Here is a 24,709-nt window from a genome sequence, read left to right on the forward strand (position 1 = left end):
CACCCGGGTGATGTTCGGCCGCGCGCCGTCCTGTCACCCCGGGGCGACGCATGCTCCGTGCCATCCGGATCTCTTGCCCTTGAGAGGAGCACTACGTGCGTACAGGCAAGGAATACCTGGCAGCGCTGAACGACGGCCGCAAGGTGTGGGTAGGTGACGAGCTCGTCGACAACGTGGCCACGCACCCGAAGACCAGGGCGTACGCCCAGAGCCTCGCGGCCTTCTACGACCTGCACCACCGCCCGGACCTCCAGGACGCCATGACGTTCGTGGACGAGGGGGGCGTCCGGCGGTCCATGACGTGGTTCGAGCACCGCTCCAAGGAGGACCTGCGGCGTAAGCGGCACTACCTGGAGACGGTGCAGCGGGAGCTCGGCGGCGGCGCGATCCCGCGTACACCGGACGTCAACAACTACGTCCTGCTGACCTACGTCGACGACCCGGAGCCCTGGAGCAGCCAGTCCGTCGGGACCGACGGGAGGGACCTCACCGAAGGGATCCTCGACTTCTGGAACGTGGTGCGGGACGGCGACCTCAACGCGACACCGGCCTTCGTCGACCCGCAGGCGGACCGCTCGCGCGATTCCGCCCAGGCCGAGTCGCCCGCGCTGCGGGTGGTCGCCACCTCGGACGAGGGCATCACCGTACGGGGTGTGAAGGCGATCAGCACCGGCGCGGCTTTCGGCGACTGGATCCACATCGGCGTCTTCTACCGCCCCGGGATCGTCGCCGAACAGATCATTTACGGGGCGGTGAAGCCCGACACCCCCGGCGTCACCATCATCTGCCGGGAGAGCAACGTCCACGACGGCGAGGAGGTCGAGCACCCGCTCGCCTCGCAGGGTGACGAGCTGGACAGCGTCATCGTGTTCGAGGACGTGTTCATCCCCTGGAACCGCGTCTTCCACATCGGTAACCCCCAGCACGCGTCGCTGTATCCGCAGCGTGTCTTCGACTGGCTGCACTACCACTCGCTGGTGCGCGCGATGGTGAAGGCCGAGCTGATGCTCGGCCTGGCCCTGCTGATCACCGAGCACATCGGCACGTACCAGCTGCCGCCGGTCCAGGCCCGGGTCGCCCGGTTCGCCGGCTTCCACCAGACGCTCAAGGCGCATACGGTCGGCTCGGAGGACGAAGGGTTCTTCACTCCCGGCGGCATCTTCAAGCCGAACGTCCTGATGTTCGACTTCGGGCGGGCGTACTACATCGAGCACATCACCGACATGGTCCACGAGCTCCTCGACCTGGCCGGCCGGTCCGCGCTCATCTATCCGACCGAGGGGCAGTGGCAGCAGCCTGAACTGCGGCCTTGGCTCGAGGCGTTGCAGACCGGACCGGTCGGCAGGCCCTATGACCGACTGAAGATCAGCCGGGTGATCCGAGACATGTTCCTGTCCGACTGGGGCGGCCGCATCAGCACCTTCGAGAACTTCAACGGCACGCCTCTGCTCGCCATCCGCAGTCTCACCATGAAGCGTGCCGAGATGTCCCCGGGCGGCAGCATGGCGGACCTCGCGCGCAAGGTCTGCGGCATCGAGGGCGTGAGCGACGAGCAGGAGACCGTGTACACGGCTCAGGCGAACTACGCCCGGCGCCAGGACGCCTCACGTCAGGACGCCTCCTAGCAGGACGCCGGGGCCCGGATCAGAGCACACCGCACTCCCGGGCCCTGGCGACCGCTCCGCCTCTGTCGTGCGCGTCGAGTTTGCGGAAGATCGCGCGTACCTGTGTCTTGACGGTGTTGTGGGACACGTAGAGCTCGGACGCGATCTCACGCAGCGTCAGCGGGCCGCACAGGGCACGGAGCACCCGCCGCTCCCCCACCGACAGATCCTGGGGGCAGGGGGCGGCGGGGGCCACCACCGTCTCCGCGTCCGCTCGGCCGAGCAGAACCGTCAGTACCCCGGGCGCCTCGCACCGGGCCGCCGCCCGCTCGGCGGCCTCGCGGGCCGTTCGCGCCGCGTCGGTGTCGCGCCGCGCGCTCTCGAGCCGCGACCGCGTGAAGTGGCACAGGGCGCGTACGTGGGGTTCGCCTCCCGCCCGGGGCGATCCCGCCAGTACCGCTTCCGCGCCGGCCAGAACCACCTCGGCCTCCTCGGTCCGTCCCTCCTCCAGGAGCAGGGCGGCTCGGCCTACGTAGGCGGCCACAGAGACGAAGTGCCTGCTCAGACCGACCGCCGCGACCGCTTCGAGGGCCTCGTCGCAGAGAATGCGCGCCAGTTCGTGCCGTCCCGCCAGGAGCGCGCACAGCGTCCGCAGCCCCAGCGCGCGGACGAGCGCCAGGCCGTGCCCGGCGGCATGCGCGTCACGGGTCGCCTCACCGAGCAGCGTCTCTGCCTCCTCGTACCGGCAGGTCCACAGCAGGGCGGCACCGCGGGCCGTGCAGGCCAGGGCACGCCACGCGGTCAGCGGCAGGGTACCGGCGACGGCGGCTTCCCCGAGACGGCCGGCGGTCAGCACCTCCCCTTTCAGACAGCAGGCCACGACCTGAGCGACGGCTGCGGCGTCGGACACCGTGCTGCCTTCGCCGACCGTCTCCGATCCCGTCCGCCTCAGCCGGGCCACGTCCAGCCAGCGCAGGGCCGTTTCCGGGGCGCCTCCTGAGAGAGCCGCCATCGCCGCCACGACGCACAGTCTCGCGTCGGCGGCGACCGTGCGGGGCGGCAGGAGGTCCAGCCACTGCGAGACCCGCGCACCACGGCCTGCCGAGATCGCCTTCTCCCAGCCGTCGAGGACCGACGCGACGGCCGCGGCCTCGTCGCCGCCCTTCGTCCAGTGCCGCACGGCCCCGGTCGTCTCCCCGTGCCGGGAGTACCACTGCGCCGCCGACCGGTGCAGGGACACGACGGCGTCGGACGCCTCGGATCCGAGGACGTCGGACAGCAGCGAGGACAGGCCTCGGTGATGCCGGTACGCGGACGGATCGGCGGTGACGGGCACGAGCAGTTGCACGGTCCGTGCGAGTTCGCGCAGCAGTACGCCCGCCCGGTCCCCGGCGAGGGCCCGGCACGGTCCGGTGCTCAACTCGTCGAGCACACTGGTGCGCAGCAGGAACCGGCGCTGTTCGGCGGTGAGCCGATCGAGCACCTCGGTGGCCAGATACTCGGTGACGGCCCGGCCGCCGCGGGCCAGATTCCCTTCCGTGTCGGCCTCGTTCGCCGAGCGGGCGAGGGTGCGCCCCATGATGCACAGCCCCGCCGCCCATCCCTCGGTGGCCTCGTACAGCGCGCGCGAAGCGTCCTCGGTGGGGGCGGAGCCGAGCAGACCGGTGAGCACGGCCTGTGCCTCCTCAGGGGTGAAGGTCAGGTCGTGCAGGGTGAATTCGGCGATCAGACCCCGGGCGCGCAGGGTCGGGAGGGGGCTTCCGGGAATGTGCCGGGTCGACAGAACGACGCGGAAGCCGGGGGGAAGCCTTGTCAGGAAGTCCGCCAGGCTGCGTACCGCGTCGGCGTCCGTGATGGATTCGAGTCCGTCGAGGATCAGCGTGAGCGGTGCCTCCCCGCCCAGTCCGGTCACCAGGCCCGGCAGGATCTCCTCGAGCCACGCGTCGAGCGTCCACCCGTCGCCGTCGAGGCGGCCGGGCAGGTTCGGGCGCGCGTGGTGCACCGCTCGCAGGATGCAGGACCACAGCCGGCCCGGCGCGTTGTCGTACGCGTCCAGGCTGAGCCAGGCGCACTCTCCACGGGCAGTCAGGCCCCGCGCCCATTCGGTCAGGAGCACCGTTTTCCCGGCACCGGCCGGCGCGGAGAGCACCACGACGGGCTCGGTCGCCGCGTCAAGCCTGCGCAGCAGGCGCGGGCGTGTCAGCAGATGCGGGGGCTGGGCCGGGGGATGCAGCTTGAATGTCGCAACGGAGCTGGTCATGGCACTTTCCGTGGAGTCGTCGGGACGGGCGAGCCCCCGGCGCCCATGGCTCGCCTCGCAGGAGCCGGACGTCGGGGGCGGTGGTACCGGCGGGCCGGTCATGGGCCTGGCAGCGGCCTCCTTCGTACCGCTGCCTCCAGGGCTAGCGCGGAGCCCCGAGCGTGCCGAAGCCGCCCGCGAAGTGGAGCAGCGGTCGGCAGTCCACCTTGTGCACCCCATGGCGGACGTTGCCCACGAAGATGGTGTGGTCGCCGCCGGGGAGCGCCTCGGCGACGTCGCACACGACAGCCGCGATGGCGTCCTTCAGTACGGGGACGCCGTGGTCGTCGAAGGTCTCGACGCCCGCGAACTTGTCCGCCTTGGAAGCGGCGAAGTTCCGTGCCAGGTGCTCGCTGTCCTCGCCGAGCACATTGACGGCGAAGCGGCCGTGCGCCGCGATCGCGGTCCGCGTGTACAGGTGGTTGCCGATGCATACGAGCAGTTGGAGCGGGTCCAGGGAGAGGGCGGACACGGCGCTCGCCGTCATACCGATGGGCGTGCTTCCGGAGCATGTGGTGATCACGCTGACACCCGTGGCGAGCCGGCTCATCGTGGCTCGGAATTCGACTGTCATGTCGAGGGTTTCGGACATCGGAGGACCTCCGTGAGAGTCGGGGAGAGCGTCGGCCTGCTGCACAGGTCAGTGGGCGAACTCGCCGTCCCACCAGGTGGGTTGGCGGGTATGCCGGGAGGGCGGGGCAGGAGTGTGGGCGGCTGCCCCGCGACGTGCGCGAGGTGGTCGCGCGCGGGGTGGACGGAACTCGCTTCGCCGGGTTCCAGACGGAGTCGCGGGCCGGGCCGGTGGGTGCCGGCCCCGTGGTCCGCCGGTTCTTCGGCGCAGCCGGTCGGCCGGGCGCCGGAAGTCGGCGGGTGGCGGGCGGCACTCCGAGCTGCTGGGTCCTCAGCCCGCGGGGAGGGGTTCGAGGACGAAGGTGTGGCGCAGCAGGGTGTAGGGCACGTCGGTCAGCCCGCGGCACGGGCCGGCGTCGGCCGCGTACGTGTCGTAGGACTCGAGCAGTGATTCCTTGACCCCGAACACCGGATCGGTGTCCAGGTACGGGTCGTCCGTGGGGAACAGCATGCTGGTCACGCGCTGGTATCCCGGAGCTTCGATCAGCAGGTGCACGTGGGCGGGACGCATCGGCGACCGGCGGGTGGCGCGCAGGAGTTCGCCGACCGGGCCGTCGGCGGGTATCGGGTAGCTGGACGGGCGGATGGAACGGAAGCTGAAGTGGCCCCTCTCGTCGGTCCGGAACAGCGCGCGCATGGCCGTGTCGACCTGGCCGGGCACGTCCACGTCGTAGTGGCCGTCGGAGTCGCTGTGCCAGACATCCACCGCGGCGCCGGTGACCGGCGCTCCCTCCCGGTTCACGACCCGTCCCTCGAAGAACAGCGGGGTGCCGGGCAGGCCTGCGGAGATGTCGGCGGCGTCGGCGAGCTGCGGCCTGTCCTCCCTGAAGAAGGGGCCCAGTACGCTGTTCTGGGTGGCTTCGGCGGGGCGTCGGTTGCTCAGGGCGTCGACCAGCATGGTGACGCCCAACACGTCGGACAGCAGGATGAATTCCTGGCGCGTCGGTGTGCACATCTGCCCGGTGCGCGTCAGGAAGTCGATTCCCCGGGCCCACTCCTCCTCCGTCGGTTCGACGTCCCGGACGAAGTCGTGGAGGTGCCGTACCAGTGAGGCCAGGATCTCCGCGAGGCGGGCGTCCTTGGTGTCCCGCATGGTCGCGATGACAGCATCGGTGATGGTGTCGCTGGTCAGATCACGCATGGCGCGCTCCCGTGGTGATGGGGGGTTCGATGACGGAGTCGGGCGGGGAAGGTCCGTCGCCCGGTGGTGTCCATGGCGTCTCCCCGGCCCAGGCGCGGGTGAGGAGGGCGCGGACCGCTGTCCGGTCCACCGGGCGCGGATTCCAGTAGCCGTCCCGCACGATGAGTTCGGCCGCCTGCTCGATCCCTGGTTCGGGCATGCCGAGGTCTCGCAGCGCCCTGGGGGCGCCGAGCCTTCCGGCGAAGTCGAAGAGACCGCTCGCGGCGTCGTCCGCCGGGAGCGCCCGCGTGATGCGTGCCATGGCTTCGGGGGCCATCGGCCCGTTGTAGGCGACCACGTGGGGCAGGAGCACGGTGTGGGTTTCGGCGTGCGGGAGACCGAAGGTGCCGCCCAGTACGTGGCACACCTTGTGGTGCAGGGCCATGCCCACCGTGCCGAGGCATGTGCCCGCGAGCCACGCCCCGTACAGCGCGTCCGCCCGTGCCTCGCGGTCGTCAGGACGGCGCGCGATGACCGGAAGGGATCGGGCGAGGGAGTCGAGCGCTTCACCGGCCATCAGGAAGGCGACCGGGTCGCGGTCCTGGGCGTAGAGGGCCTCCACGGCGTGCGCCATCGCGTTGACGCCGCTGACCACCGAGGTCGCCGCCGGAAACGTGAGCGTCAGGTCGACGTCGTAGACGACCGTCTTGAGCAGCGCTTCCGGCAGCCGCCGGGTCGTCTTCCTGCGGCCTTCGGTCTCTCCGAGGATCGGCGTCATCTCCGAGCCGGCGTAGGTGGTGGGCAGTGCCAGCTGCGGCAGGCCGGTCCGTACGGCGATCGCCTTGCCGAGGCCGATGGTCGATCCACCGCCGAGGGCGAGGACGCAGTCCGCCTCCACGGATCCGGCGTACGCGACCGCCTTCCGCGTGACCTCGACAGGGGTGTGCGGGGCCGCTTCGGCGAAGGTTGCCACGGCTGCCGTACCCAGCAGGTCGCGTATCTCCGCCGCCTGGTCCACTTGACCAGGTGTGCACAGGATGAGCACCCGACTGCATTCGAGCGCACCGACCTCTTCGGGGATACGGCTGCGCGTACCGCTGCCGAAGACCACCTTGGTGATCTGCCCCCGGTGCACGAACGTCTTCATGAGAATTTCCTCGGTCCCGACGATCCCGTGTTCATGGGGAAAGCGTCGGCAGTCGGATGACGCGCGTCAACGGAATCCGTGAGTGATAGCGGGAATCGGGGAGGGAATACCTTGTTCGCGCAACGTTCACCGGCCGGGCGGCCTGGGGATCACGGGCGATATCACTCATCTGCGGGATGCCGGCGGAAGCGAGGGCGCTGGACCTCGGGCGGGGGGGCAGGTCAGGTGAGACGCGAAGGAGACGGACATGTACACGACGGATGCGTTCCGCCGCACCCGCAATGTCCGCGAGGCCCTCGGAAACATTACCGATCCCGACCGAATTCCTGACCTTGCGCGGAGACAGCGTCCGATGGCTCGGCATGGGCGGGAGACGGACCGGAAAAGGGTGGATGAAGTGGTCGCCACGGCCTTGGAGGCGGTGTCGGATGTACCGGAGGGTGCGTCGTCGGCGATGGACGGGGCCTGGTTCGGGTTGGGTTCGGGTTGGGTTCGGGTTCGGGTTCGGGTTCGGGTTCGGGTTCGGGTTCGGGTTCGGGTTCGGGTTCGGGTTGCACGGTGTGCCGAACGATCTGATCCAGCCGCTGTACGAGCAGGGGTCCTTGGGGCCAGAGGACGCAGCCGGCAAGTGCGGGCGATGGAGTCGGGGTCGGCCTCGTGGCGCTGCCCGCCGGGGAGTTGGAGGTAGGGCTCATCCCCAGGGGCACGCCGACCGACTGGCGGCCGCGCGCAGGCCCTCGTGAACTCCTCGCCCGTACGTGCCTGTTGGACCCGTCGCGGATCGCTGCCGCGTACCCGTGCAACGGCATTCACGGGGGCGCCGGCCGGATCACGGGTGAGCAGGGGAAAGCCAAGCCGAAGCCGGGACCGCCGGACCAGGTGCGGGGTGGGGCGGGGCCGGTGAAAGAGGTGACGAGCCCGGCGGTGGCCTCCCGGGCCACGCAGCCGCGCCTCCCGCGCGGGGCCGGCCGGTGCGGACGTAGGGTTCTGGTATGTGCGCCATACGGGAAGACGGCGCCGCGCACCCCTACGGGTCCCGCCCCCCTTCGCCCACCGAGTCGGAGCGCCGGTCGGAGCTGGACCGGCTGCTGGAACTCGCCATGCGCGACACGGGCGTGCACGCGGGAGCGGTCTTCCTGCTGACCTCCGACCGACGGGCGCTGCGGCTGGAGGCGATCGCGGGCATCCCGGCGGAGTACCTCGCGCCCTGGTTCGGGGTGGCGCTGTCCAGTCCCGTACCGGTGGCCGACGCGGTGCGCGAACGGAGGTTGGTCTGGCTCGGCGACCCCCAGGAGACCGCCCGTCGGTACCCGCGCGAGGCGATCGCGCTGCCGTACCACCATGCTGTGGCAGCGGCGCCGATCCTCACCGGGACCACGGCCTGGGGCGCGCTGCTGCTGTTCTGGCCCGGCTCGGACACCGCCGGGCCCGCCGGTCCGGGCCCCGAGCGGGTCCGTGCCACCGGTCCGAGCCCCCAGCGGGTCCGGGCCGCCGCCAGGAGCCTGGGGCGGTTGCTGCGTGACGCCGCCGGCACCGGGCACGCCGTCCTTCCCGGACCAACGCCACGCAGTCTGCCGCCGCCGCCCGCCCGCAGACGGGGGCCGGGCGAGGCGCTGGCCGCGGTGGACTTCGTCGAACGGCTGCCGGAGGGCAGCTGCTCCCTCGACCTCGAGGGCAGGTTCACCTATGTCAGCGCCACCGCCGCCGCCCTCCTCGGCGGCAGCGTCCCCGATCTGATCGGCACCCGCCCCTGGCAGTCGTTGGCCTGGTGCGCCGACCCGGTGTTCGAGGACCACTACCGCGCCGCCGTGATCAGCCGGGAGCCCGGCTACTACACCGCCATGGCCCCACCGGACCGGTGGCTCGCGTTCGAGCTCTATCCCGACGGATCCGGGGTGAGCGTCCGCATCTCGCCGACGGATCCGGACGGGGCCTCGCAGGGTGCGCCCGCCAGGACGGAGACGCCCCAGGGCGAACCGATCCGGCTGGGCGAGGTCTACCGGGTACTGCACCTGGCCGCCGCGCTCTCCGAAGCCGTGGGCGTGTGCGACGTGGTCGATCTGATCACCGAAGAGATGCTGCCGGCCTTCGGGGCCCGGACCGTGGCCCTGCTCGCGGCCGAGGACGGCCGCATGCGGGTCATCGGCTGCCGCGGATACCGGACCCGGCTCCTCAAACAGTTCGACGGAGTGCCGCTGACCTTCCCGGCGCCCGCCGTCCAGGTCCTCGCCACCGGCGTGCCCAGTTTCTTCCCGACCTTCGAGGAGCTGTCCCGCGCCTACCCGGCCTTGCTCCCCCAGGACGGTCTGCACGCCTGGGCCTTCCTGCCGCTGATCGCCTCCGGGCACCCGGTGGGTTCGTGCGTGTTCGCCTTCGACAGTCCCCGCTCGTTCCCCGCCCGGCAGCGGGTCGTCTTCACCGCACTCGCCGGTCTGATCGCGCAGGCGATGGAAAGGGCCCGCCTGTACGACACCAGCATGGAGCTCGCGCAGACCCTGCAGGCGGCCCTGCTTCCCGACTCGCTGCCCGACCTGCCCGGACTGGACGCGGCCGCCCGCTATCTGCCCAGCGTCCGCGGCATGGACATAGGCGGCGACTTCTACGACCTGGTCCGGGTGGACGACACCACCGCGGCCGCCGTCATCGGTGACGTCCAGGGCCACAACGCCACGGCCGCCGCACTCGTGGGCCGCATCCGCCCCGCCATCCGTTCCCAGGCCCTCGCCGGGGCCACCCCGGCCCACGCCCTCACGCAGGCCAACCGCCTGCTGGTCGACATGGACCCGGGCCGGTTCGTCAGCTGCCTGTACGCCCACCTCGACCTCGCACGCCACCGGGCCGTCCTGGCCACCGCCGGGCATCCCCCGCCGGTCGTGCGTCATCCGGACGGACACGCCGAGGTCCTCGCTCTGCCGCCCGGACTGCTGCTCGGCATCGACCCCGACGCGGACTTTCCCTCCACCGAGATCCCGCTGCCACCCGGCACCGTCCTCGCCCTGTACACCGACGGACTCGTCGAGACCGCCGGAGTCGACCTGGACGACGCCATGAGCGGGCTCGCCGCTCAACTCGCCCAGGCCGCCCGGCCCCAGCCCATGGACCGACTCGCCACAGCCCTGATCGACCACGCGCGACAGACCGCCACGCGGACGGACGACATCGCCCTGCTGCTCATCGGGCTCGGCACCGCCGCATAGGACACCCGCGGATCCGGCCACCGCCGGCCGGCGGGGTGCTGAAGCCGGCGCGTGCGGAAGGCACGCAGCCCCGCCGCCCGCGTCCTTCTCCTCCGCCGTGGCCACGCGGGGCCGCACGTCCGGCATGCCTTGACAGCGCAAGAACATGAAGCCAGCATGGAAACTATGGAAACTGAATCAGTTTCGCAATTCTCCAATGAGCGTGGACAGCGTGCTGATGTGATCGTGGAGGCGGCCGGCCGGCTCTTCCTCGCAGCGGGTTTCGCCCGGGTGAGCATGGATGATCTCGCCCGCGAGCTCGGGATGAGCAAGAAGACGATCTACCGTCACTTCCCGGACAAACGCAGTCTGCTGACCGCGGTGCTGGACCGGCAGTTCGCGGCGGTGGAGGCCACGCTGGTGGCCGCTGCCGAGGAGGCGGAGGGCCAGCCGTTCGATGTGCGGGTACAGCGCTTCCTGCTCGCGGCGGGCAGTGAGCTCGGACGCATCGGCGCGGCCCAACTCGCCTCGGGCAGAGGTGATGTGATGCTCCGCCAGTACGTCGAGCAGCGTGTGGACGCCGTGGTCTACGCGCGGCTCGACGAACTGTTCCGGGAAGGTCACCGGCAGGGACTGCTGCCGGCACCACCCGAGTTGCTCAGCGAGATCACCCGCGGCGCGGTGGAGCGGCTGCTCACCTCGGAGCTGCCGCGTGAACTCGACTGGACCGCGGCCGATCTGCTGCGGGCGACCGTCGACACCGTGCTCCACGGGGCGATATGCCCGGCGCACCCCGACGGCGAACTACGCGAGGCGGTCATTCCGACAGTCCGCGATGACGAGCAGGAGGTGACCTCATGACCGGGGCGACCGGCAGGGTGGCATTGGTGACAGGGGCCGGCAGTGGGATCGGCGCGGCCACCGCGGGCCTTCTGGCCGCGCGAGGGATGCGCGTGGTGGTCAACTACCTCCGCAACACCACGGCGGCCGAGGAGGTCGTGGCCGGTATCGAGGCCGCGGGCGGCCAGGCCATGGCCGTGCAGGCCGACGTGCGCGAGGTGGCGGCGGTCGAGAGCATGGTCGAGCAGGTCCGGGCGGCATGGGGCGGCGTCGACGTGCTCGTGCACAACGCGCTGATCCCGTATGCGGTCAAGTCGTTCCAGGAGATGACGTGGGACGAACTGGGCGACAAGCTCGACGGGGAGATGCGGGCGGCGTTCGCGGTCACGAAAGCGGTCCTGCCCGCCATGGCCGAACAGAGCTGGGGACGCATCGTCTACATCAGTACCGGCCTCAGCCGACGGCCGCGCGAGAACATGATCGCCCTGGGCACGGCCAAGGCGGCACTGGAGCAGTTCGCCCGCTACCTCGCCCAGGAACTGGGCCCGAAGGGCATCACGGTCAACATCGTCGCGGCAGGCCCGGTGGAGGACACCCGCATGGCCCGTATGACGGATGTGTTCGACGACGCGCACAAGCAGCGGCAGATCGCCGCCACTCCCCTGGGCCGCCTGGCCCACCCGGACGACGTCGCCCACGCGATCGCCTTCTACGCCACCGAGGACAACTCCTTCATGACCGGCACCACGGCCGCGGTCAACGGCGGCATGGCCATGTACTGACGGCCGTCCGTCCTTCGCGCACGAGGCCGTGTCGTCCCCGTCCTTCGCGCACGAGGCCGTACCGTCCGGATCCGTCATCCGGCCGTACCGCTTCCAGCACACCGTCACTCCAGCGCCATGGGCCACAGCGCCCTCCGCCTGCGGCACGCGCGGGCACAGGTGGCTACACGATCAAGGAAAGGCGTTCATGCACACGATCGATCTCGCCTACGTCGGGCGGGGCCTGCACGAGGAACTGGCCGCCTACATCGCCGACCAGCAGGACTTCTACGCCGACGAGGGCGTCCACGTCGCACTGCGCGACGGCTGCACCTGGGACGACGAGCGGCTGCGCCGCGGCGCCACCATCGGACTCGGCCGGGCGCTGCTGTCCCGCCTGACCGACGGCACCCCCTGGGTCGCGCTCAACGTCAACACCACCCGCCCGCTGTTCTGGTTCCTCGCCCGCCCCGGCCTGACCTCCCTGGCCGACCTGGCCGGCCGCAGGCTGGCGGTCCACGCCCCGCACACCGCACCCGGCTGCTTCACCCGGATCGTGCTGCGCCGGGCCGGTCTCGACCCGGACCGCGACATCCACACGGTCGTCCGGTCGCCCGGGGACTACGGCATGGACCTGCGCCTGCTGCACGAGGGAAAGATCGACGCCGCCCTGGTCGGCAGCACCATGGCTCCGGAGGCCGTGGCCGCCGAACACGGCTGGAACGTACTGGCGTGGGTCGGCGACCACTTCCGGATCCCCACCGTGGGCCTGGCCGTCGATCCCACCTACACGGACCCGGACGACCCCGCGGTCCAGGCCGTCCTACGGGCCCACCGGCGCGCCCTGCAAGTGATCCGCAACGACCCCGACACCACGGTGCGGCACATGCAGACGTTCCTCGGCGGACACACCGCGGACGAGGTCCGGGCCCACTACGACACGTTCATCGCCCCGCATTTCACCACCGACGGACAGGCCGACCTCACCGTCGGCGACGCCGCGATCACCGCGGTCGCGGCCGAACTCGGCGTCCCCGCCTCCGTCACCGCGGCCGAGTTCTACCGCACGGCGGCCACCACGCCGTAGGGGCTGTCCGTTCGAGAACGTGCTCGGCCGGAACCGCGTCCGAGGTCACACGGGCATCCCGAACCGGCGGACGCCGGCAGCGGCCACTTCTCCTTCGCCGGGCCCGCGGCCGACGGCTGGACCCTCCGGGGCCGACGATCCGGGCGTGAACGGTGGTGCCGTCGACGACAACGGCCCCTCCGGACGAACCTCTTCGGTTCATCCGGAGGGGCCGGCGGCTGACGGCCCTGACTCCCGAGACTCGGCAGGAATCTGCCGGGGCCCGCGACTCACGGCGCGTCAGGCGGTCACGTCGTGCCCTTCGCCCCACGGATTCCCATGGGCCGCGCCAACTCCGCGCCTGGCGACCGGAGTCCGGTGCCGCCGATCAGGCCTGACCCGACGCCGCCGGGGCCCGACAGGCCGGAAAGGGACCACAGGCTCGGCCCTCCGGCGTCGCGGTATCCGCCGGTGCCGCCGGCCGCGACCGGCCGGTCGTCACGGTCCGTGGGCTGGAACCCGACCGTGTAGGTCCGCGTGAACGAACCGTTGGCGGAGGTCACCTTGATGGTGCGGGTGGTGAACCGGTGCCCGGTCGAGGAGAGGACCGAACTGCCGTCGGTGACCTTCACCCGTGCGCCGGACCGGGCCGGTACGGCGGAGACGGCCGGGATCCTCTTGCCCTTCGGCCAGTCGACGACGTACGTCGACACGTTCGGATCGAACCCGTCGATCGCGACACCTCCGACAGTGATGGCCTTGGCGTCGGCGACACTGGCCTTGGTGGCGTCCGAGAAGTTCTTCACCGTGACCGAACCGTCGGCGTTGACGACCACGTGCGCCGTCATCGCCGCCGCCAGGTTGATCCGCTCCCAGCTCGCTCCGCCGTCCGCGGTGAGGTCGAGCGGGTAGCCGGAGTCCGTCGCGGTCTGCTCCAGGATCTGCGTGCGCTGCTCGGTGGTGAGGTCCGGGAAGGCCGTGATGAGCAGGGCTGCCGCGTCGCACGGCGTCTTGAGAACCTGCCCGGCCTTCGCCACCTGGGAGAACCCGTAGGTCAGGCGCTGCGTGTACAGGTCGACGTGCTGCGACGTGCTCAGCCCCCCGTAGGAGTCGCCCCCGCAGGCCGCGAGCGTGTCGCCGTACCCCTCCTTCTCGCACTGCGCGAGCAGCACGTTCTCCATCTCGGTGTGGGCCTGCATCAGCAGCTTCTCGAAGTCGGGGTCCGCCCACCGGTGCGCGACGGTGGCCTGTCCGGTGATGCGGCCGCCCATGACGTCGATCGGGTAGTGGAACCCGAGGACGATGCGGTTGTTCCCGTACTCCGAGGTGCGCGCGAGGATCGACGGTGCCAGCTCCGGCAGGAGCGTGGCGAGGACGGTCCCGGCCTCGTAGCCGCCGTAGGTGTGACCGCTCGGGTACGAGCCGCTGGTGGTGAGGCTGCCGTAGGAGCCGTCCTGCGACTCGTAGATGTCGCCGCCGTCACCGACGAACCCGAGCCGCACGAACGGGCGCAGGTAGCCGTAGTGGTTCTTCGCCGCGTCGACCTCGTCGAGGCCCTTCGTGACGCGGGAGAACAGGGCGCTGGTCTTCGGCAGTTGGCCGCCGTTCAGGGCGTCCGTGTAGATCCGGCCGAGCCGCGACCCGAGGCCGTCGGCCATCGTGACGGTGGCACTGTTCGTCGCGTCGACCTCTGCCCGGTCCACCTCCTTCTGCGTCGCCGCGTTGTTGATGCTCACGGCGATCTTGTCGTTCTGAGCGGTGAGCGGGGAGCCGTGGACCACCTCGGTGTTGGCTCCGAGGACGTCGGAGTGGAGGTCGTGGACACCGTCGAGCAGATCGTTGAAGTAGTCGGTCCCGTCGCCGGTGCCCGGCCACTTGTCCGACGCGTAGGTCGCGTTCAGCGTGTCGTCCGGGAAGGGGGACGGCACGTACGTCGGGTCGGAGGCGTCCGCCACGGCGGCCGCCGCGGTGGTCGCGGTGGAGTCGTCCGAGGATCCGGCCAGGGTGACCGCGGTAACGGTGGCCGTGTGCGCCTTCGCCTTGCTCGCGGTCGTGAGCAGCGTCGTGCCCGTGGTGGCGGGAACGTGCGCGATGGTTCCGTCGTCGAGGGCCACGGTGTAGCCGATGATCGGGAATCCGCCGTCGCCGGCCGCCCGCCAGGTCACGCGGACCTGCTCGCCGTCGGTGATCACTCCCGTCACGCCCGGCGTCTGCGGCTTGCCGCCCCCGGTCACCACGGGTGCTGTGGCGGCGCTCGGGTGCGAGGCGCCGAACTTGTTCACCGCCTGGACGCGCGCCGTGTACGACCTTCCGGCCCGCAGCCAGGTGAACGTCGTGCTCCGGCTGTTCGGATCGTCGATCTCGACCTGGTGGCCGTCACTGAGGGTGATCTTGTAACCGGTGACCGGTGAACCGCCGGTGTCCTCGGGGGCGGACCAGGCGACGGTCACACTCGTGCCGGACGAGGTGGCCGACACGGTGTCAGGCGCGGCCGGCGCCGTCCTGGGCTTCGTGGTGAGTGCGGACTGCGCATGACGAAGGGCGTCGTAGCGGGCGGTGAGGGACGCGTCCGTCGACGTGTCGTTCGCGAGCGCGGTCTTCGCCGCCGCGAGCGAGTCGGTGAACGCCTTCCACGACGCGTCCGTGTAGCGGGTGTTGTCGAGGGCCGAGGCGGTCGCGACCAGGTCCTCCAGCCGCAGCCTCGGGAGCGGGATCAGCTGGCCCGCGGCGAGGGTGAGACTGCGGGTCTGGGTGTCGACTTCGAGCTGGGTCGCGCCGTCGGCGTCGACGAGGGCGTGTGCGGACGCGAGTTCGCGCCGGTACACACCGAAGTCGATCGTGTCGTAGCGCGCCGCGTCGGCGGAGAGCCCCTCGTACTGCTCGATCGCCTTCCGCAGGGCGGCCTTGTCGGTGACGGCCGGCGTGTCGACGTGGGTGAAGGTGATCCGGCCCAGGTTCGCCACGTACGGGTGCGAGGAGTCCGGGTTCGTCGTCAGCCGCAGGTGGACGGCGTGCGTGCCGGTGATCGCCTTGGGCAGCGTCAGGCTCGTCGTGCCTCCGGACGACCACGCGGCTCCCGTGACCGGAAAGGGCACCGTCGCGTACGGCGTGCCGGGGTTGGCCGCGTCGAAGGAGTCCAGGTAGAGCTGGACGGCGGAACCGGTGCCACAGCGAGCGGAGTTGTTGACGTAGGTGATCGTGACGGTGCTCTTGGAAGAGCTGCCGAAGTCGATGTCCCCGTAGTCGAGCCAGGCTCCGTCGTAGGTGCCGCCGAGGTCGGTGGTGGAGCCCGCGCCGGTCCAGCCGACCGGCTCGCTCTTGAGGCCGCCGCCGCTGTTCGAGCGGAACGCGGTGGCGTCGAAGCCGACGGGGACGTTGGTGTCCTGCGTCAGGGTCAGCGAGTAGACGTTGCCCACGTAGGGCTGGGACGCGGACTGCGTGCTGGAGACGAAGTCGGCGTACACGTCCTGGACGCCGGTGAAGACGCTCGGGTCCAGGTGCACGCTCGTGGTGGCGATGGTTCCCCAGCCCGATCCGCTGTAGTCGAGGGGGATGTCCACCGTCTTCGGGCCGTCCTTCGAACCGAGGTGCAGTTCGATGTGCGAGTCCGAGGCCGCCCGCGACTGGGGCTTGTCATAGCGGACGGTGACGGTGTCGGCGCCGTCGCGGAGGTTCGTGTCCTTCCATTCGGCCCACGCGCCGTTCGTCACGTTCTCGAAGATGCCGTTCGAGAGGTTGAGCGGGGCCGAACCGCCGCCGGTCGTGGTGCTGTTCACCGCGGTCAGCGTGGCGAGCGTGGTCGAGGGGGACGAAGACACCTCGTACGGCGAGAACTGGTACCAGTCGAAGTTCGACACCCACTGCTGGCCGGACGGGGCGTGGAACACGAACGTCGCGCTCTTCGCGCCCAGCAGGGCGTCCGGGTCGGTGACGGCCGCCTGCACCGTGTTGTAGGACTGCCAGCCGCCGGTTCCGGGAAGCGAGACGGTGGCGACGACCGGACCGTCGGCGGCGCCGGCGTGGATGTCGACGCTGCTCGGCTTCGCGTTCGTCGCCTGCGAGTTGGCGTAGCGGACCGAGACGCTCCGCGGGGCGACCCCGCCGAAGTCCAGCTTGGCGTACCGCTCCCACGCTCCCTCGGTGACGCCGCCGAGGTCGCCGTCCGAGTAGTACGCCTCCCTCACGAGGCTGGGACCCTCCATCTGGTCGGGGGCCTCGGCCTGCAGGACGGCGTAGCCGCCCTCGTCGATGGTGAGCGCGTCGACGGCGGTCTGCAGCGCGTCGTGCGCGGCCATGATCGTGCCCGTCGCGGAGGTGGTGTCCGCGAGGACGGTCCGCGCGCGTTCGAGCGCCGACCGGAACAGACTCCAGGAACCTTCGGAGTAGTTGCCGCTGCGCACCAGGGACGCCTGGTCGACGAGTGCGCCGAGGGCCTTGCGCTGCACCGCCGCGGCCGAGATGACGAGCGGGTCGGTCGCGGATATCCCGGTGCCGCTCACGGTCGAGGCCCGAACGCCGTGGGCGAAGGCCGCGTCGCGGAACGTGATGCCGAAGCGTGCGTCGACCTTCGTGGTGCCGGTGAGCGACAGCGTCGCCGTGCGCGAGTCGCTGACGCGGAGGTCCGCCGTGACACCGCCCGGCAGGCCGGTCACGCTCGCCGCCCCGGTCCTGGTGAGGCTGGTTCCCTTGCGGGCGGCGAAGGACGCCGGTCCGGACAGGGTGAGCTTCACACTGCCGTCGACGGTGCCGTCCGCGGTGGTGTTCACGGTGCCCGGGTGGACGGAGACGACGGTGTCGCCCTTGCCCGTTCCCGGGCCGCCGTCACCCGCGCTGCCCTTGTCGGTGTTCAGCGAGTACGCGGGCTTCGTGTGGGCGCCCCACTGGGAGGGCTTGGAACCCATGGTGAAGTCCAGGGTGCCGCCGGAGATGATCTGCGAGTAGTCGAGCCATGTGTTGTCGAAACGCTTGCCGTTGAGGGACGCGCTCTGCACGTAGTAGTTGCTCGGCGAGACGCCGTCGGCCTTCACCGTGAACCGGGAGCCGTTGGCGTAGCTGATCGTCGTGGAGTCGAAGAACGGGCTGCCGATCTGGAACTGGCTGGAACCGGCCGTCACCGGGAACAGGCCCAGGGCGGCGCCGACGAACATGGTCGACATGGTGCCGGCGTCGTTGTCCATGGTCGGCAGGAAGCCGTTCGGGGAGAGCTTGTAGACCTGGGTCTTGACCGGCGGGGTGAACTGGCCGCCTGAGCTGGGGGCTTCGTTGGTGGAGCCCGTCGCGATGTAGCGGTTCCAGGTCGTGCCGGTGTAGATGGCGCGCACCCACTTCTGCGTCAGGCTCGGCTCGCCGACGTAGTTGAAGAGGTACGGGGCCTGCAGGTCGATCTCGTTCGCGTTGGAGTGCAGCATGGTCGAGCCGTCGTCGACGCTGGAGTCCTCGCCGAACATGTGCTTGACCGCGGCCTTGCCGGCCTCGTCTCCGCCCATGGCCTGGATGAGGCCGCCCATGTCGTAGGCGTCGTACCAGTGGTACTGCCAGAGCGTGCCCTGGTAGAGGCCGGCCGCCTCGAACTTCTCGTGGTCCGCGCTCTGCCAGTCGCCGCCGGACGCGCGCGGGGTGAGCAGACCGACCTTGGTGCCGTCGGACGCGGTCCAGGCGTCGGACTTCACGAGGTTGTCGATCGCCATGGTCGACTGGGTACGCAGCTTCTTCGCGTCCGCGTCCTTGCCGAGCGCGTCGGCGATGACGGACAGCGCCCACTGGTCGTAGCCGCGCTGGACGGTCGTACCGGGGTCCCCGGTGACGTAGCCCTGTCGCAGCTGCGCCCCCGTGTAGTACCCGGAGTACGAGAGCAGTGCCGGGTACGCCTCGTCGAGCCGGTCGAAGTTCTTGAAGCCCTTCGACAGCGCGTCGGCGACCAGCACGGCCGAACGCTCCCAGCGCACGGTCGGAACGGAGTGGGTGAGGCTGCCGAGGCTCTTGCCCGAGGCGCGCGCGTCGGCGAAGAGTTCGATGAGCGACTGCACCATGTCCCGGTAGGTGGCCGGGTCGATGTACGCCTCGACGGAGTACTTGCGGAAGTCGTCCCAGGTGGACCAACCGTCGTAGTACGTGAAGCCGTTCGTCTTGTGCACCGCTCCGTCGACACCGCGGTACGTTCCGCTGGTGCTGGTGGCGTTCACCGGCAGCGCGTACATGCGGTACAGGTGCGTGTAGAACTCCTTGGTCAGCGTCGACCCGGGGTCGGACTGCGCGGAGGCGCGCACGTCGACGGCTCCGAGCGCGCGGTTCCAGTCCGCCTTCGACTGCGCGCGCGCCTGGTCGAAGGTGAGGTGGCCCACCTCGTTGCGCTGGTCGGTCGCGGCCTGTTCGGCGCTGATCGGCGACAGCGTGACGCGCAGTTCGATGTCCTGCCCCGCGGACTTGTCGAACCCGAGGACGGCGCCGGTGTCGGCGCCGTCCTGCGTGGTCGCGTCGCTCAGCTTGCCGTCGCTGCCCCAACTCTTCAGGGAGGTCACGGGTACGTTCGTGGTGGCGTCGTAATACAGCTGGTACGAGGCGCCGTTGAACGATCCCGCGATGAGCCCGGTGATCGAGGTGGTCCCGTCAGGGAGCGTCGTCGCCTTCATGGTCGAGCGGGTGCGGCTCGTGAAGTTGTTCGCCAGGTCGAGGACCAGCTCGGGGTCCGACCCTGAGGGGAAGCTGTATCGTTCGAGCGCCGTGCGCGTCGTCGCGGTCATCTCGGCCTTGATGCTGCCGGAGTCCTGCGTCACCGACGACGCGGTGCCGGAGACGGACCCGAGCCCCACCTGGTAGTAGCCGGGCGTCGCGGTCTCGTCGTCGTGGCTGTACGTGTGCGCGTACGTGCTCGGGGCGGGGCGCTTGTCGTACCGCACGGACGTCGGGACGACCAGCAGGTCGCCGCCGCCTCCCGAGCCGCCGACACCGTCGAGGTTCGTCGCGGTGAACCCGGCGATCCGGTTCTCGTTGTAGTCGTACCCGGTGTGGTTGCGGTTCGGCGTGGTCATCGGGTTGACCTTGGCCAGGCTGTGGGGCGCCTGTGCGCCCGGCAGGTCGTTGCCGTCGTCGCCGGCCGTCGACACGAAGGGGTCGACGAGTTTCGTGTAGTCCGTGCCGCCGGAATTCCCTGCGGACGTGATCGCGGCGGGCAGTGCCGCAGCCGCGCCGCCACCCGCCAGCGCGGCGACGCCGAGCGCCCCGCTGAGCAGCGCGGCGACCGCCGCGCGCAGTGGCCGTCGATGCCGGCCGGGTCTCGGAAGGACGGTGCGGGGCAAGGGGGGTTGGGATCTGATGGGCACGTAACCTCTCCAGCGTCGTCATACGCACGCACGGCTCGGGCTCACCAGAGGACAACGTTGTCAGCCCGGGACACCGGGTGCGCAACCCAGGGTGAGACGGAAGTGGACACAAAGGATTGCATCCTCACACCGGATTGCGCCCCACCGCGTTCACGACCGTCCGCCATGACACACGGAGAAGGCGTACAACGGGGGAACAATATTCGTACAGCATGCGCGTGACGGACGCCGCGAAGACGACGCGCGGGGAAAGCAGTCATGGAGCCGCAAGGATGAAGCACCGTCAGCCGACGCTTCTCCTCCGCGTCGTACGTCCGCGCACCTCGGCGCGGACAGGTCTGACGCCGGGAACCGGTCGGCCTGGTAGGGGTGTCGTCAAACGACGGGCGACCGGCGCCCGTAGGCCGCGATGGTGGCATGTTCCTGAGCGGTATGGCCGGTGGACCCCTCTGCACACACGTTTCCGCGGCTGGTGCTTCAACCGCCTCAAGGAATGGCGCGGCTTCGCTACCGGGTACGACAAGACGGCCGAGTCCTGTCAAGCAGCCCTGACCTCGCATCACTCCTGATGTGGGCGTGACACTTTGACGACAACTCCTGGGACCGCACGGGCACGGCCGCGAGTTCGGAAGAGCACCGGACCTGTCCGATCGCCCGAAAGTCGGGCCTCAGGTGCGGGGTTGACCTGCTTCAGTACGCGGGTTCACTGTCCAGGACGGCCTCGACAGTCAGCGCGCCTTCGATGGTCGCGTTCAGCCAACCTGGAGAGTCGAGGCCCTGAGGCCAGCCGGCCCTCATGCATGCATCGATCTCTGCCAGTCGTTCCAGTCACCTCGGGAAGCTCCTCCGTGAACTCCCGGGATGCTCTCTGCCGGACCGAAGCTCCCGTCCGCCGCCTCCAAGTAGAGGACCATGCGCACCGGCAGCACCTAAGAGACTGACCCCAGAGGGATGTCCAGCCGGTCGGCCACGGTCGTGAGGGCTGCTCCCAGGGGGACCGCGACCCGGGTGAGGGCGTGTTGGTCGCCCCGGGTCGGGTCCCGGTTGACGATGAGCACCGGCTTCCCCGCCTGGGCCGCCTCGCGGACGAATCGGAACCCGGACATCACCGTCAGCGACGAGCCCAGTACCAGAAGTGACGTCGACTCGCGGACGAGCCGGCGGCAGTGCTCGACCCGCGATGGCGGAACGGTCTCACCGAAGAACACCACGTCCGGCTTGAGGATGCCGCCGCAGACCGCGCAGGGCACCACCTGGAAGTCTCCGACCTGTTCGTCGGCGAGGTCCGCGTCACCGTCCGGGTTGATCGCGGCGGCCACCGGCGCGAAGCCTGGATTGGCGCTCTCCAGCCGCAGGGCGAGTTCACGACGCGAACTCGAGGCGCGGCAGGAGAGGCAGACCACTTGGTCCAGGCTTCCGTGGAGTTCCACGACGCCCTCGCTGCCGGCGAACTGGTGCAGTCCGTCGACGTTCTGAGTGATCACTCCCGAGAGCAGGCCGTGCCTCCCGAACGCGGCTACGGCTCGGTGTCCGTCGTTGGGGCGGGCACGGCCGAAGGTCCGCCAGCCGAGGTGACTGCGTGCCCAGTACCGCCGCCGCGCCTGGGCACTCGCGGTGAAGTCCTGGTAGGTCATCGGGGTGTGCCGACTCAGGCTGCCGTTCTCGCCCCGGTAGTCGGGGATGCCCGACTCCGTGGAGATGCCGGCCCCGCTGAGCACCAGCACACCCCCCGTGGACAGCATGTCCGTGATCGGCTCCAGATCCGTGGTGCCGGGCGGCAGGTCCTGGGCAGGGGTCCAGCTCAGAGTGGGGCGCATGCGCATGCTGCAAGGGTACGGCCCGATGAAACGGCGCACGGGCCGGCACGATCGCCTCCGCCTGCGGAGCTCCTTGCGGGTGCCGGCCCGTCATTGCGTGCCGCCGGGTCCTCGGTCACTTCGGGAGCCTCTCCCGGCGGGAACGGTGTCAGTCGGACGCGACCCTGTCGGGGTCGTCGGCCGGGGTGCCGACGCGCAGCCACCGGTACCCGTAGGCCGGCAGCTCGACGCGGAGCAGGCCGTCGTCGGGCACCGTGAGCCCGGCATGTCCTTCGTCGAGCAGATCCGTCAGCCTTCCGCCGGGTCCGGCCTCGGGCAGTCGCAGCCGTGCGGTGACCGGCCGGTCCGCGAAGTTGTGGACGGCCAGGACCTTCCCGTCGGTGGTGCAGCCGATGTGTGCCAGCACGGCACGCTCCCCCGCCTCGACCACGCGGTACTCGCCCCAGGCCAGCTCCGGCGCCTCTCGGTAGCGCTCGACGAACAGCCGGATGCGGCTCAGCAGCGAGCCGGGGTCGCGGCTCTGCTCGTACACGTTGACCTTCTGGGGTGCGAACGCACCGTCCGCCAGCGGGTTGGGGAAGGTTCCCGGTTCGGCGGTGGAGAAGCCGGCCCCCGCCTCCGGCGTCCACTGCATGGGGGTGCGTACGGCCTGACGGCCCTCGGCGGCCAGGTTCTCTCCCATGCCGATCTCCTCACCGTAGAAGAGGACGGGGGTGCCGGGCAGGGTGAAGAGCAGGCTGTAGGCGAGTTCGACGCGGCGTCGGTCGCCGTCGACCATGGGGGGCAGCCTGCGGCGCAGCCCTCGGTCGTACAGCTGCATGTCCTTGTCCGGGCCGAAGACCGCGAAGACCTCGGCGCGTTCGTCGTCGCTCAGTTTGTCGAGGGTGAGCTCGTCGTGGTTGCGTACGAACGTCGCCCAGTGGGCGTCGCGTGGGGCGGCCGGTCGGTCCCTCAGCGCGGCGGCCAGCGGCCCCGCGTCCTCGCGCGCCATCGACAGGTACATCTGCTGCATGCCGATGAAGTCGAAGCACATGGTGAGTTCGTCGCCACGGTCCGAGTCGGGGTCTCCGAAGAACCGGGCGAGGCCGTCGTAGGGCAGGTTGACCTCACCGAGCAGCATCGACTCGCCGTTGCGGCGGCCGAGGAAGGCGCGGAGGTCGGCGAGGTACTCGTGCGGGTTCGGCAGTGCTCCGGCGTCGTTCTGCCCGGCCGTCTCCAGCAGGAAGGGCACGGCGTCGACGCGGAAACCGGACAGCCCGAGCCGCGTCCAGAAGCCCATGACGCGGGCTATCTCGTCACGCACTTCGGGGTTGGCGACGTTGAGGTCGGGCTGCTGCTTGTAGAAGCGGTGCAGGTAGTACTGCCCGCTGCCCTCGTCGTACTCCCACAGACTGTCCTCCGCGTCGGGGAAGACCACCCCCTCGGGGCCGTCCTCGGGGGGTTCGTCCTGCCAGACGTACCAGTCACGGTGGGCGGAGTCCCGGCCGGAGCGGGCGTCCTGGAACCACGGGTGGTCCTCGGAGGTGTGGTTGACGACGAGGTCGGCGATCACGCGAATGCCGCGGTCCTTGGCGGTGCGGACGAACTCGGTGAAGTCACCCAGGGTTCCCAGGCGGGGGTCGACGCCGTAGAAGTCCGTGATGTCGTATCCGTCGTCGCGTTCCCGTGTCGGGTAGAAGGGCATCAGCCACACACAGGTCACGCCGAGGCGCACCAGATGGTCGATCCGCTGCGTGAGGCCCGCGAAGTCGCCGATCCCGTCGCCGTTGCCGTCCTGGTACGTCTCGACGTCCAGGCAGTACACCACCGCGTTCTTCCACCACAGGTCGGACGTGCGGGTCAGACGCATCGGTACTCCTTCGCCGTGGCGGGAAGCGGGCGGGTGACGTCGAGCCGTGGCAGTACCTCGGTCCCGAACGCCTCGATGAACGGGCCTTGTTCACGGCCAACGTGGTGCAGCATCACCGCGTCGAAGCCGAGCGCCGCGTACTCCTGGAGCCAGGCGGTGTGCCGGCCGAGGTCGGACGAGACGTTGACCGTCCCGGCCACGTGCTCGGGGGTGACGTGCTCGCTGACGAGGTCGAACAGTTCCGCGGAGTCCAGGTCCCAACTGGCCGGGGGCGAGTGCACGTTGGTGCGCCACTGGTCGTGCGCCAGCGCCAGGGCCTCGCTCTCGTCGGGTGCCCAGCTCAGGTGGACCTGGAGGTGCAGGGGGCCCTGGCCGCCCGCGTCCCGGTACGCGTCGGCGATCTCGCGCAGCCGTTCACGCGGGGCGTTGACCGTGATGAGGCCGTCCGCCCACTCGGCGCACCAGGCGGCCGTGGCCGTGCTGCACGCGGCTCCGATGAGGGGCGGCGCGGCGGCCGGCAGCGTCCACAGCCTGGCCCGGTCCACGGTCACCAGTCCGTCGTGGCTGACCTCCTCCCCTTGCAGCAGCGCACGGATGACGTCGACGCACTCCCGCAGCCGCGCGTTGCGCAGGTCCTTGCGGGGCCAACGTGCCCCGGTGATGTGCTCGTTGGACGCCTCGCCGCTGCCGAGCGCGACCCAGAACCTGCCGGGGTACATGGACGCGAGGCTGGCGATCGCCTGGGCGATGATCGCGGGATGGTAGCGCTGGCCTGGTGCGTTCACCACGCCGAACGGCATCTGGTCGGTGGCCTGGAGCGCGGCGCCGAGCCACGACCAGGCGAATCCGGACTCCCCCTGGCGGACGCTCCACGGGGAGAAGTGGTCCGAGCACATGGCGGCGGCGAATCCCGCGCGTTCCGCCTGCACCACGGCGTCGCGCAGATCGGCGGGCGGGATCTGCTCGTGCGAGGCATGTAATCCGTAGACAGTCATGCCGGGGCGGGTACCCTCCCGGCCGCTCCTGAACGGAGACCTTGCCGGAAGAATCCCGAAACCCGTTGCACTCCGGCGGAGTTGAC

The 24,709-nt window shown here is 70.4% G+C and carries 13 protein-coding genes; 5 read left to right on the forward strand and 8 right to left on the reverse strand.

The window, feature by feature from the left end; translation table 11 throughout:
* Positions 1-95 precede the first annotated feature (95 nt).
* On the forward strand, positions 96-1,625 hold the full coding sequence (locus OHB41_RS02820) for a 4-hydroxyphenylacetate 3-hydroxylase family protein (RefSeq protein ID WP_266696341.1): 1,530 nt from the start codon (positions 96-98) through the stop codon (positions 1,623-1,625).
* 19 nt (positions 1,626-1,644) lie between these two features.
* On the opposite strand, the gene OHB41_RS02825 is transcribed toward OHB41_RS02820, so the two are convergent.
* From OHB41_RS02825 to OHB41_RS02840, 4 genes are all read right to left on the reverse strand, one after another.
* Entirely contained in the window at positions 1,645-3,864 is a 2,220-nt protein-coding gene (locus OHB41_RS02825) for a helix-turn-helix transcriptional regulator (protein WP_266696342.1), read from the reverse strand.
* A 142-nt stretch (positions 3,865-4,006) separates the two neighbouring features.
* A complete protein-coding gene (locus OHB41_RS02830) occupies positions 4,007-4,495 on the reverse strand; it encodes a flavin reductase family protein (RefSeq protein WP_266696343.1) in 489 nt (162 codons plus the stop codon).
* Positions 4,496-4,804: 309 nt separating this feature from the next.
* Positions 4,805-5,674, reverse strand: a complete 870-nt coding sequence (locus OHB41_RS02835; RefSeq protein ID WP_266696344.1) for a dioxygenase family protein — start codon at positions 5,672-5,674, stop codon at positions 4,805-4,807.
* Positions 5,667-6,800, reverse strand: a complete 1,134-nt coding sequence (locus OHB41_RS02840) for a maleylacetate reductase (RefSeq protein WP_266696345.1) — start codon at positions 6,798-6,800, stop codon at positions 5,667-5,669. Before OHB41_RS02840 ends, OHB41_RS02835 begins: the two co-directional genes overlap by 8 nt.
* A 992-nt stretch (positions 6,801-7,792) precedes the next feature.
* Between OHB41_RS02840 and OHB41_RS02845 the strand changes: the two genes are divergently transcribed.
* The 4 genes from OHB41_RS02845 to OHB41_RS02860 all read left to right on the forward strand — a co-directional run bounded on the left by OHB41_RS02845 (position 7,793) and on the right by OHB41_RS02860 (position 12,664).
* Complete coding sequence (locus OHB41_RS02845; protein WP_266696346.1) at positions 7,793-9,997, forward strand: SpoIIE family protein phosphatase; 2,205 nt, start codon at positions 7,793-7,795, stop codon at positions 9,995-9,997.
* A gap of 219 nt (positions 9,998-10,216) precedes the next feature.
* The gene (locus OHB41_RS02850) at positions 10,217-10,837 is read left to right on the forward strand and encodes a TetR/AcrR family transcriptional regulator (RefSeq protein ID WP_266696347.1); all 621 of its coding nucleotides are present in this window, start codon (positions 10,217-10,219) and stop codon (positions 10,835-10,837) included.
* Complete coding sequence (locus OHB41_RS02855; protein ID WP_266696348.1) at positions 10,834-11,598, forward strand: SDR family NAD(P)-dependent oxidoreductase; 765 nt, start codon at positions 10,834-10,836, stop codon at positions 11,596-11,598. The genes OHB41_RS02850 and OHB41_RS02855 overlap by 4 nt, the downstream gene beginning before the upstream one ends.
* Before the next feature lie 187 nt (positions 11,599-11,785).
* On the forward strand, positions 11,786-12,664 hold the full coding sequence (locus OHB41_RS02860; protein ID WP_266696349.1) for an ABC transporter substrate-binding protein: 879 nt from the start codon (positions 11,786-11,788) through the stop codon (positions 12,662-12,664).
* A 287-nt stretch (positions 12,665-12,951) separates the two neighbouring features.
* Here the strand turns inward: OHB41_RS02860 and OHB41_RS02865 are convergent, their stop codons facing one another.
* The 4 genes from OHB41_RS02865 to OHB41_RS02880 form a co-directional block, all read right to left on the reverse strand.
* Positions 12,952-19,962 carry a glycoside hydrolase domain-containing protein gene (locus OHB41_RS02865; RefSeq protein WP_526024882.1) on the reverse strand — a complete coding sequence of 2,337 codons (7,011 nt, stop codon included), beginning with the start codon at positions 19,960-19,962 and terminating at the stop codon, positions 12,952-12,954.
* Positions 19,963-20,891: 929 nt separating this feature from the next.
* Entirely contained in the window at positions 20,892-21,785 is an 894-nt protein-coding gene (locus OHB41_RS02870) for an NAD-dependent protein deacetylase (RefSeq protein WP_266696351.1), read from the reverse strand.
* Between the two features lie 142 nt (positions 21,786-21,927).
* Complete coding sequence (locus OHB41_RS02875; protein ID WP_266696352.1) at positions 21,928-23,628, reverse strand: alpha-amylase family protein; 1,701 nt, start codon at positions 23,626-23,628, stop codon at positions 21,928-21,930.
* Entirely contained in the window at positions 23,619-24,623 is a 1,005-nt protein-coding gene (locus OHB41_RS02880; RefSeq protein ID WP_266696353.1) for a TIGR03885 family FMN-dependent LLM class oxidoreductase, read from the reverse strand. The genes OHB41_RS02875 and OHB41_RS02880 overlap by 10 nt, the downstream gene beginning before the upstream one ends.
* Positions 24,624-24,709: the final 86 nt, after the last annotated feature.

It is taken from the genome of Streptomyces sp. NBC_01571 (genome assembly GCF_026339875.1).
Taxonomy (GTDB): domain Bacteria; phylum Actinomycetota; class Actinomycetes; order Streptomycetales; family Streptomycetaceae; genus Streptomyces.

Coding starts and splice junctions, on each gene's coding strand:
- OHB41_RS02855 (WP_266696348.1), top strand. CDS start 10,834: ATGACCGGGGCGACCGGCAGGGTGGCATTGGTGACAGGGGCCGGCAGT.
- OHB41_RS02870 (WP_266696351.1), bottom strand. CDS start 21,785: ATGCGCATGCGCCCCACTCTGAGCTGGACCCCTGCCCAGGACCTGCCG.
- OHB41_RS02835 (WP_266696344.1), bottom strand. CDS start 5,674: ATGCGTGATCTGACCAGCGACACCATCACCGATGCTGTCATCGCGACC.
- OHB41_RS02825 (WP_266696342.1), bottom strand. CDS start 3,864: ATGACCAGCTCCGTTGCGACATTCAAGCTGCATCCCCCGGCCCAGCCC.
- OHB41_RS02880 (WP_266696353.1), bottom strand. CDS start 24,623: ATGACTGTCTACGGATTACATGCCTCGCACGAGCAGATCCCGCCCGCC.
- OHB41_RS02860 (WP_266696349.1), top strand. CDS start 11,786: ATGCACACGATCGATCTCGCCTACGTCGGGCGGGGCCTGCACGAGGAA.
- OHB41_RS02840 (WP_266696345.1), bottom strand. CDS start 6,800: ATGAAGACGTTCGTGCACCGGGGGCAGATCACCAAGGTGGTCTTCGGC.
- OHB41_RS02845 (WP_266696346.1), top strand. CDS start 7,793: ATGTGCGCCATACGGGAAGACGGCGCCGCGCACCCCTACGGGTCCCGC.
- OHB41_RS02875 (WP_266696352.1), bottom strand. CDS start 23,628: ATGCGTCTGACCCGCACGTCCGACCTGTGGTGGAAGAACGCGGTGGTG.
- OHB41_RS02830 (WP_266696343.1), bottom strand. CDS start 4,495: ATGTCCGAAACCCTCGACATGACAGTCGAATTCCGAGCCACGATGAGC.